Here is a 10,026-nt window from a genome sequence, read left to right as displayed (position 1 = left end):
GAAATTAGCCACCTGGCTAAGTTAAAGGCAGAAGGCCTTTATTTTTTTGCCCAAATTTGAATGAGTAAAACAAAAAATAGGCTTTTAGAAGAATTTTACTTCTAAAAGTCTATTTGTCTACAGTCTGAGCTCATCAATTTATTTTGATGGGCTTTTTTAAATTGTCACGAATTTAAACTGCATTAGTTAATTCTTTCCATTGAATGGCTATTGAATCTATTAGTGTGGAATTTTTCATGCTAGAAACATTTTTTATTGAGTTGCTTATATATCTGGAAAGCAGCGTTCAATGACTTACACTTTCCAGCACGTTCAAAAGCTACTATTAATTCTCTTAACTAGCAGTTCAATTCCTCTGGAAAAAGTTTCCTTCGCCGACATTGTAAATCTTGTTATTCCGTTTTATGCTTAGGATAGAAAGTACAGCAACCGGAAAAGCAAAGAGGGGAAGCAAAATGAAGCTGAATGAGGTAATTTTTAAACGACGTAAAGAGCTACAACTAACACAAGAACAAGTGGCTCTAGCCTTGAATGTCTCTGCACCAGCGGTAAGTAAATGGGAGCGGGGGAGCAGCTTGCCAGATATTACGTTATTACCTGGCCTTGCTCGACTGTTAAAAATTGATTTGAACACCCTGTTTAATTTTGAAGAAGAGCTGTCAGCAATCGAGTTGGGGAATTTTATTGAAAAGCTTTTTTATACGTTAAAAGATGAAGGTTTGCCTGTCGGATTGACACTTGCACAAGAAAAAATCAAGGAATTTCCTCATGATGAAAAGCTGATTTTAGTTGCGACCCAACAATTGGAAGCTGAGGCTATCATGCAGGGGGATGATGCGTCGAATAAAGATATTTTTAAAGAAATCAGCCTATTATTCGGCCTTTTAGAAAATAGTGACAATCAAAATATTCGTTTTTCAGCTCAATTAGCTAAGGTTCGAAATTTGATTCGTTTCGGAGACTACAATTCAGCTAATCAGGCGTTATCTCAAACAGAAAACGTGCATCTGGATAAGACAACCACAGAGATTCAGCTGTTAAGGGCCGAAGGAAACGAGCAAGCGGCTTTAACTAAAATTGAAGCTGAAATTATGCGCACAGCATCTAGTTTACTTTCTTATTTATTCAGTAAATTTGAAATAGCAATCGAAAAAGACCTCAGCAAAGAGATGAAATATTACGGAAACATAATTATTCAAACTGTTGAAAATTATCATCTGTCAGAAGTTTTTGTTCGTTTAGTCAATTTGATGATGGCTGCATTGGAAAAAAATGCAGACCAATTTTTAAAACTGTTGGAGAAGTTAATCGATCAAGAGAATTGGGTTTGGAAGCCACATCAATATCACCTTTATGAGCATTTAACTGAAAATGAAGTGAACCTAGCGCAGATGTTTTATTCACAAGACTTAGAAAAGCTATTTGAACCCGTCGACCTAAACTTTTTAAAAGATAATCCTAAATTTCAAACGCTCAAGGAGAAGTGGCAAAGTAAGATGCAAGAAAATATCACAAGAGAGATATAGAGACGATTTTTTATAGAAATTGAGGCCTGTTAGTCTATATGATTAAGTTTCACAGCATAGCAATGAATTTTTCAATCTTTTACAATAGCAAATCCACAAAAAATTCACAAATTCCGGTTATTATGAACTCATCCCAATAAAACAAACCCAATAAAACACTTTTTCATTTTTTACTCCTAGCCCATCGGTCCCCGCCGATGGGCTCCCTTTTTGTCTTCAGAAAAGGGAACCTTTTCTGAAGAGCAACGGGTCGCATACAGTTCAACTAAGTGGAAAGTGGAAAATTTTTTAAGCGCTGTAGAAAGTTGAACTAGCATCCTAGCCCATCGGTCCCCGGTGATGGGCTCCCTTTTTGTTTTCAGAAAAGGGAACCTTTTCTGAAGAGTATCGGGTCGCATACAGTTTAACCAAAAACGAATCAAGAAATTGTCTAAGCTTAAAGGAGCTAATCCTGCTATATTGAATCAAAATACTCAAACTAGATAGCTGCGAGTCCTACCCATCTCCGAAAAATTATTCTTCAAATAATAATGCTGCGCTCTGAAGTTAGAATCTGCTGTATCCGTATGAAGTTCCTGATAATTTTTTTGATAGAGATAGTGACAAAGGGCGGCCATCATTTGGCTGCCGTAGCCCTTGTTTTGATACTCATCGATGAGAAAAATCCATCGTAGATAGACGCGGTTTCCATCTGGAAGATAAAAAATATTACATTGTCCAATAGGCTTTTTATCTAAATAAAAAGTCAAGGTTTCAGTGTCTTCATTCGGATTGGGAGTATGCTCCAAATCCAGTTTAGTTTCTAAGGCAGATTCATTTTTTAGAATTTTTCTATAATATAGATTTTCATGTTCAATTTTAAAGCCATTTTCTAAGAGTAAGGCTTCTATATAATCAAAATTATTTGCCAATTTTCCATGGGATGCGGTGAAACTCAGACCAAATGCATGGAAAAAAGCATAATAGTGAGAAAATTCTTTTTGACTGAAATAATTCAGCGCTTCACCAAGTAGATTTTGACCAACCGCTTGGCTATCTTTTAAGAAATAAATATGGCGAATAACCGCAATTGGGTTCAAAAAGTCTTTTTCACCATGTTCATCATAACTGTAATTAGATAAGCCAAATTGAATAAAGCCGTCAATTTGACCGGCTTTGCGGGCTACTATTGTTGATAATTCTTTGAATTTCGGTACTCCTTCGAAATCAGTATCCTCAAAAAAAGACTGGTTCCAAGTTTGTTCCGTTGTAAAGTGAAAGTAAGGTGTCGAGTCTGCTAAATTATTTAAATAAAAAGTAAATAAACCCCTTGTGTCTGTTGTTAGTTCCATCACGTGCTTCTCCCATAATTTTAGTGTGAAATATTATGCCATTGTTTTCATCGGAAGAGCCCCTTTCTGAGCTGTTTAAAATAATTGTACCATAGCCACTTAACGCTCAGAATAGAGAATGACCAGTAGTCCCACAAGTTAAAATGCTGAGCAGTCAACATGGCTGTTTTTTTTTGATTGGAAAAACAGTGTAAAATTGAATTGAGGAAAGTTTTGCGAAAAATTATCAGATTTATTGTAACGAATTGTCGCAAAAACTGACTAATAGATAGAAGGGGCATCGGGGGGGGGGGGACTTGAAAATGGATGAGCTGTATCAAGAATATGGTGAGTTGGTATACCGTTTTTTATTGGGACTGACAAATGATGAGTTATTGGCAGAAGATTTAACGCAAGAAACCTTCTATCAAGCAATCAAGTCGCTTGAAAATTTCCACGGAAATTCTAAGGTTTCCACTTGGTTGTGTCAAATTTCTAAAAATCTTTGGCGGCAACATGTGGCTAAGAACAAGCAGCACAAAGTAACGGATGAATTACTGGCAAACTATGCAGATGATGATCCAAGACCGGATGAACAGCTTTTACACTCGGAAAATAAAGTGCGAATTTATCAGATTATTCATGAACTAAGTGAAATAAAAAAAGAAGTTGTTTTACTAAGGATGACGAATGATTTTTCATTTAGAGAAATTGGCGATATTTTTGGGAAATCTGAAAATTGGGCGAGGGTTACTTTTTACCGTGCAAAGCAGAAAATAGTTGAGAGGATGAGACAAGATGACAATTCAACATAATGTAATTAAAGATTTAATTCCTAGTTATATTGATGGTCTAACTAGCCCCGAAAGCAACCAACTAATTGAGGATCATCTGAAAACTTGCGAAAGCTGCCGAGCCTATTATGAGTCCATGAAGGAGAATATGGGGGTCAATCAAGACCAAGAGCTCAAAAAAATCGAACCGCTTAAAAAAATCAAACGAGTCAATCGGAGAAAAATTTTTTTCTCTGTGGTAATTACCGCTTTAGTTTTGATTAGTATCTATATCGGTGTGGCGCTGTATACCAAATCTTTTATGGCCAACTCCAGCAATATTAGTGAAGCAATCATTCATCAAAATGGGACAGTAACACTTGATTTTTCAGATAGCACAAATCGTGACCATATTTATACACTGGCTTTGCTGGAACCAGACAGTGACTTAGAAGATGGTTACCAGCCTGTTGTTAAAATAAAACAAGCCCGCAGCTTCTTTACGGACGCATCATTGCAAGAAGCGGGAACAATCAGTTTCGTGTTTGCATCGCCAGACTCCATCTATTTGCAAAATGCAGCCGGAATAATTTACCAACTCACCGAGCGAGACACTTTAACTATCCAATATGAGGACAAAGAAGAGACCATCAAAATTAGTGAACTGTATGTAAATTTCCAGTAGAAATATGGTTGTGACTTGCGGAGTTATTCATTACTAGTATGATTTGAATACTTTAAAAAATAATCAAATGCCCGACAAATTAATAATTGTCGGGTGTTTTTATTTGTGAGGTCAAGCTAAACTGTCTGATAAATTTTTCCTTATTTCTTTACTTCTTATTTTCGATTATTTTTAATCGTTTGTTGTCAGAGCAGTATTTTTTTCTGTATCATTTATTTATATAAGTTGTATATATTTTGTGTCCAGTATCTACATGGTATAATAAAGATATACTAAAAATTTAAGGGTGATAGTAATGACTAAATTGGAAAGAGCCTATAAAATTAGAAAATCAGGCAATAGTGATGTCACGACGATTCCTCAAAAAGTGAAGGATGCTTTAGGTGTTAAAACCGGCGAGGCAATTGAATATGTTTTTCTAGCAGACGGTTCAGTAAAAATTGAAAAGGCTAAGGAAGCAGTCGATGTAGATGCCCTAGTTGATTCGGTGATGGCGCAATATGAAGAGGCCCTTCAGGATTTGGTTGAGTTATGATTTATCTTTCGGTGCGGGATATTGTCCGGATCAATGCCAAGCTTATTAAGCAGATTTCACCCAGTGAATTAGTAGGTATTCGAGATGCTGCAGCACTGGACATGGCTGTAAATCAGCCTCAACAAATCGTTTTTGAAAAAGAATTATATCCTTCAATCTATGACAAGGCTGCAATTTTGGCAATTAACTTAGCTAAAAGACACCCGTTTCAAAATGCCAACAAACGAACAGCACTGGTGGCGATGATTACTTTTTTCAAAGTAAATCAATATGCAACAAGTTTTAGCAGAGAAGAAGCGGTTCAATTCATAGTAAACATTGTGACGAGTCAGAAAAATTTTGATAATTTGAAAGAAGAAGTTACTTGCTATCTTAAAGAATCAGATAAAATCTTTCAGGAAAAACCGTAAAGCTTTGGTTCAATGTGGCTTGGCGACTAATTTTTGATTCGATAAACATTCAAAATCAATACAGATTAAAATTGATTTCATAAATGCACCACAAAAGTTCCTAAATTTTACAATATAAAGTCCATAGAAAATTCATATTTTCAGGTTAATATGAACTCATCCCAATAAAACAAACCCAATAAAACACTTTTTCATTTTTTACTCCTAGCCTATCGGTCCCCGCCGATGGGCTCCCTTTTTGTCTTCAGAAGAGGGAACCTTTTCTGAAGAGCAACGGGTCGTATACAGTTCAACTAAGTGGTAAGTGGAAAATTGTATAAGTGCTGTAGAAAGTTGAACTAGCATCCTAGCCCATCGGTCTCCGCCGATGGGCTCCCTTTTTGTCTTCAGAAAAGTGAACCTTTTCTGAAGAGCAACGGCCGTATACAGTTCAACTAGGAGTGAAGAGGAAAATTGTATAAACGCTGTAGAAAGTTGAACTAGCATCCTAAACCCGCCAGTTCCCGCTGGCGGGTTCCCTTTTGACCTGAGAAAAAAAGAATTTTTTCTCAGGTACAATAAAAGCCATTCTCCAAAAAGAGGATGGCCATAGAATGCAATACAAAAGTTATGGAGCAAGAGGAGTACCTAATGCGAAAGAAATGAGAATTAGAATGACAAAAAATATGGGACTTAGACCAACAACAAATGCTAGCAAACTAAGGTTAGATTTGTATTGCCTATAAAATACTACAGAGAGGACATAAAGGAAAATAGAAACAACCGTAACACCTAGGTTAGCTAAAGGAAGACTATAGAAAAAAATCCTAGTAGCAGGCACCCAAATCGTTAAAATTACAAAGGCTGTCAAGAATAAAATTATGAGACTCAGTCCACTTTTCTTCGTCATAAATACGCCTTCTTTCTAAATGTATTATTCCTACTGCTTACTATAAGTATAGTTGCAACAAAAAAAATAGACAAGTTCACAGTTGCCCTTTGCCCAAAAGCATCTAAATTAGTTCAGCTAATCCTTATATCTAGTAAATTTGCGGGAGGTTTTTTGTTGATGGTATAATAAACTAAAAAAGAAAAGGGTGGGTATGCTATGGATGAAAAAGATTATCTTTATGATATGTATCGAGATGAGTATTATCCAAAGGTTTTAGTAGATAAATTAAAAGCAATTTTGCAAAATGTTGTTGTAGTCCTTGAAAAAGGAGAAACTGATTTAGAAATTATTCAATCTGAATTTGATAAGGCAACTATTGCTATCAATGAATTGGGAGAGGAATTTGAAAATCACGGTAGCGAATTAGAAACGGTTGCCAGAGAATCCATAGGTGAAACTGTATATTTAATATTAAAGCAATACCAAATAAAGCTTGATGTAGAAGATGCTATTCGAGAAAGAGAATGGTAATTTAAAGAATATCGCTATTTAACACACTAGTTCACATAATGCAGATTAGAAAAATCAGCCCGCCAAACCTGAGTTTGGCGGGTGTTTGCATGTGAAAAAGCAATCGGCTCATTGATATAACTAAAAAAACGGAGGTTAGCGACTTTGACTTTATAGGCGAAACATTTAGTTAAGTGAAATTTCCAGAAGATAACCAGACGTAATTTAATTATGCTGAAGCTGCTAAAGACAGTCTAAGTCGTGAGTAGATAAACTCAGGGTTTAGTGGACTGAAAAAAAAACTGCTTCTAATATTGCGAAAATAATAAGATCACATAAAGATGAGGATCAATCAATTTGCCTGATTGGTCCTCATCCTTTTATGTTTTTTTATGAAAAATAGTCTATTAATTATCGTCACAAACTAATTAAAGAAGTGTTAAATTATTTATTTTTTAGCTTTACTATAAGGTTTATATTACCACAAAATGCGCCAAAATTCAAGATTGCTCTTTTTCATAGACTGTGATATTTAGTCTGTACGAAAGGGGCTGACCAATATGGAGGACTATGGTTTATCGTTATTTAATGAGCAGAACAAACTCCAACTGATTCAAAAAGTGAATCAGGTTTTACAGGAGAATAAGCAAAGTTTTCAATTAACAAGTGCAGATGTTGAAATGGTGTTAGATAGCAGAGAACAAGCTTTAAAGGATAATCACTTAATAGATTTTAGCTTAAAGAATGTCTCTCATTTCATGGAACAGATTGCTCAAGACGAAATTATGACGAAGAATCAATACTTGATTACTGTGGATGTCTTGCAAGAAAGTTTTTATTATTTACACAGTATACAACCTGCTGAAGATGAAGCTATTTGGGACAAGATTTGGACTATTTATAAAATGTTTGATGGAAACCTAGAATATCTTCAAGGTTATATTGAAGATTTTCCAGATTTGAAATAGGAGGAATAAGTATGTGGGAGATAACCTCTTTCAATAAAAAGGATTTTCAGTATTTTTTGATTCAACAGGTTCGGAAACGTTTGAGTGGTTCAAGCGTAATTTCAGTAGATGAAATCGAAAACATTCGTTTGTCCATCAATTTTGCTTTGAATCATGCTTCAAGTGGCCAATCAATTGCCGAGCGTTATGAAGATGGCATAAAAAATTTGACCCTTACTATCCAAGAAACAAAGGTCTTGTACCAAAAAATTAAAACGAACTATCAGAGTTATGGCATCGACTCTATTGAAGATACGTTAAGCGCTTTGGAGACATTTTTTTCTACCTATGATCTGGAATACAGTGCTCATGTTTCTGGAGCGAGTTTTATTGATTACCAACTAGCCAATCCTGTTGACGACATTTTCTACCAAGGTGTTGATTTTATTAAGCAATATCTCACAAGTTTATCAATAGAAAATGAATTTATTCTACAATTCCCTCCCAAACAAATAAAAGAATTACTGCAAATCTATACACAGAGATTGAAATTTGATTATAGAAAGGACATTAATAATCTCTATCAAATTGTATTCATTCAATGGTTAGCCAAAAGGATTAGTGGCTCGAATTCATCCTCTTTAGTCGTTACTAAGCCAGAAGCAGAATATGTGTATCAGCATATTAAAAAAAATCGTCTTTCTAGTGATTTAAAGCAATTTCTTGATGAGAATAGTTACCATAAGAAGAGTTCGCAACAATTTATGCAGAGGATAACCAATTTGGATCACGTAACCTCAGTTTACAATGTTCTCTTGGTAGAAGAACCAAAAACACAAGAACTAGTGTTACATCCAGCTATGTCTGAGGCAAATTTTAACGCTATGTTGGAAAGGTTTAACACGCAACAGAATCAAAATAGCCAAGTAAATGTTCTTCTAGAAAAATTAGACTCCCCTTATGACTTATTAGATTTTTTGAACCAAGATATTGTATCAGATGCTTTTTGTAAAAAACTAGCTGAAGGGATTCCATTTGAACTAGGCTTAGGGCTATTGTTAGTGATAAATCAATATCAGGAAGGGATGTTAACCTCTTGGGAGGAAGTCATGCAAGTACCTCCGGATGATAGGATTATTGATACCATACAGCACTTTATTCAGAGAACTAGCCTACACCAAAAAACGATAATCAACGCCGCTTTTCAACAGTTGACAATTGGTGAACGCGATTTCTCATAAATTTGGATAAAATCTTAAAGTAAAAAATTCAATGAGTCCACTAACGACGGGTTTCATATACTCATAAAAATTACTATTCACCAAGACAATTCTTGGTGGATTATTTGTTTATTCCTGTGTATCAAAAACGATAGTTTATGAGATGGATTTCTGAAGGATCACATAAATCATGTTATACTAAGTAATTCGAGAGTAACCCGCCAAAAATTGGTTTGGCGGGTCTTTTCTTGTGAAAAAGACGCTTGATTATTAAAAATATCCATAAGAAATAATTTATTATTTTTAATGTTTTTGATTGATAACAACGGCTAAGAAGGTTCATTTAGCTAGGGATTTTCAAAGATATAATTATAGAAAAGTTGTGAAGCAATTGAAAGTTGATTATAGTCTAAACAATTTACATAAACCTGCATTTCAGTCGCCGTCTTAATTGGTATTTCGACAACATTTTCAGGAAGTTTTCCTATTAAAGTCTTTTTCAAGAGTAAGGAGATTCCCAAGTTATTTTCAATCAGATCAATGATGTTGCTACCTGTATATCCAGAAAAAACAATTTTTGAAGAAATTCCCAACTTTTTTATTAATTTTTCCGCATTACTATAATTTTTAGGCATAACAAACTTTTCATTTTTCAAATCATCAATAGCTAATATGTCTTTTGATGAAAGAGGATTACTTTTATTTAATACAATTACATACTCATCTTCTGCATATAAGTCACTTCGGATATTAGTGTTTTGTAAAGACATTTTTTCACTTGAGAAAACAAATTGAATACTATTATTGAGTAGATTTTCATAAGAAAACAATCCACTATCAATTACTTGAATTGAGAACTCCGAATTTATCTTGGTAAAGGATAAAATTAAGTTCATGATATTATAATCTGCAGCAATGACAATTGATTTATCAATATGTCTAAGATGATTTTCAATATCAATTTTTAAGTCTTTGTTTAGTGAGGTGACTTTTTCAGCATAGGCTAAGAATAATCGACCATACTCTGTTAGGGCCACACCTTTACTAGAACGGAAAAAAATAGGAACACCCAAATCTTTTTCAAGTTTTTGGATATGCCTGGATAAGGTTGATTGGGAGATAAATAGATTTTCTGCTGCATTAAAAAAATTTAATTCTTTTACTAATTCAATAAATTCTTCCAAATAATCAATATTCATTAATAAACCTCCATGCAACTTCTGCATAAAGTTTAACAGA

General features: G+C 34.5%; 10 protein-coding genes. 8 read left to right on the top strand and 2 right to left on the bottom strand.

Going from position 1 to position 10,026, the window contains the following annotated elements; genetic code table 11:
• Positions 1-455: 455 nt before the first annotated feature.
• Positions 456-1,526 (top strand): helix-turn-helix domain-containing protein, encoded by a 1,071-nt coding sequence (locus ACYSNU_RS15320; protein WP_461738064.1) that lies wholly within the window; start codon positions 456-458, stop codon positions 1,524-1,526.
• 473 nt (positions 1,527-1,999) lie between these two features.
• On the opposite strand, the gene ACYSNU_RS15315 is transcribed toward ACYSNU_RS15320, so the two are convergent.
• Positions 2,000-2,857: a GNAT family N-acetyltransferase gene (locus tag ACYSNU_RS15315; RefSeq protein ID WP_461738063.1), complete on the bottom strand. Its 858-nt coding sequence runs from the start codon at positions 2,855-2,857 to the stop codon at positions 2,000-2,002.
• 302 nt (positions 2,858-3,159) lie between these two features.
• On the opposite strand from ACYSNU_RS15315, the gene ACYSNU_RS15310 reads away from it, so the two are divergent.
• The 7 genes from ACYSNU_RS15310 to ACYSNU_RS15280 all read left to right on the top strand — a co-directional run bounded on the left by ACYSNU_RS15310 (position 3,160) and on the right by ACYSNU_RS15280 (position 8,808).
• Positions 3,160-3,651, top strand: a complete 492-nt coding sequence (locus ACYSNU_RS15310; protein WP_461738068.1) for an RNA polymerase sigma factor — start codon at positions 3,160-3,162, stop codon at positions 3,649-3,651.
• Positions 3,635-4,294, top strand: coding sequence for a zf-HC2 domain-containing protein (locus ACYSNU_RS15305; RefSeq protein WP_461738062.1), 660 nt, complete (start codon positions 3,635-3,637; stop codon positions 4,292-4,294). The genes ACYSNU_RS15310 and ACYSNU_RS15305 overlap by 17 nt, the downstream gene beginning before the upstream one ends.
• 295 nt (positions 4,295-4,589) lie before the next feature.
• Positions 4,590-4,829 (top strand): AbrB/MazE/SpoVT family DNA-binding domain-containing protein, encoded by a 240-nt coding sequence (locus ACYSNU_RS15300; RefSeq protein ID WP_461738061.1) that lies wholly within the window; start codon positions 4,590-4,592, stop codon positions 4,827-4,829.
• Positions 4,826-5,239 carry a type II toxin-antitoxin system death-on-curing family toxin gene (locus tag ACYSNU_RS15295; protein ID WP_461738060.1) on the top strand — a complete coding sequence of 138 codons (414 nt, stop codon included), beginning with the start codon at positions 4,826-4,828 and terminating at the stop codon, positions 5,237-5,239. Before ACYSNU_RS15300 ends, ACYSNU_RS15295 begins: the two co-directional genes overlap by 4 nt.
• Positions 5,240-6,326: 1,087 nt before the next feature.
• On the top strand, positions 6,327-6,641 hold the full coding sequence (locus ACYSNU_RS15290; RefSeq protein ID WP_461738059.1) for a DUF5713 family protein: 315 nt from the start codon (positions 6,327-6,329) through the stop codon (positions 6,639-6,641).
• 539 nt (positions 6,642-7,180) lie between these two features.
• A complete protein-coding gene (locus ACYSNU_RS15285) occupies positions 7,181-7,588 on the top strand; it encodes a DUF6323 family protein (RefSeq protein WP_461738058.1) in 408 nt (135 codons plus the stop codon).
• Between the two features lie 11 nt (positions 7,589-7,599).
• The gene (locus tag ACYSNU_RS15280; protein WP_461738057.1) at positions 7,600-8,808 is read left to right on the top strand and encodes a DUF6179 domain-containing protein; all 1,209 of its coding nucleotides are present in this window, start codon (positions 7,600-7,602) and stop codon (positions 8,806-8,808) included.
• A 326-nt stretch (positions 8,809-9,134) separates the two neighbouring features.
• Here the strand turns inward: ACYSNU_RS15280 and ACYSNU_RS15275 are convergent, their stop codons facing one another.
• Positions 9,135-9,986, bottom strand: coding sequence for a LysR family transcriptional regulator (locus tag ACYSNU_RS15275; RefSeq protein WP_461738056.1), 852 nt, complete (start codon positions 9,984-9,986; stop codon positions 9,135-9,137).
• Between the last annotated feature and the right edge of the window lie 40 nt (positions 9,987-10,026).

It is taken from the genome of Enterococcus sp. LJL120, assembly GCF_054871765.1.
This window is presented reverse-complemented; position numbering and strand designations above follow the sequence as displayed.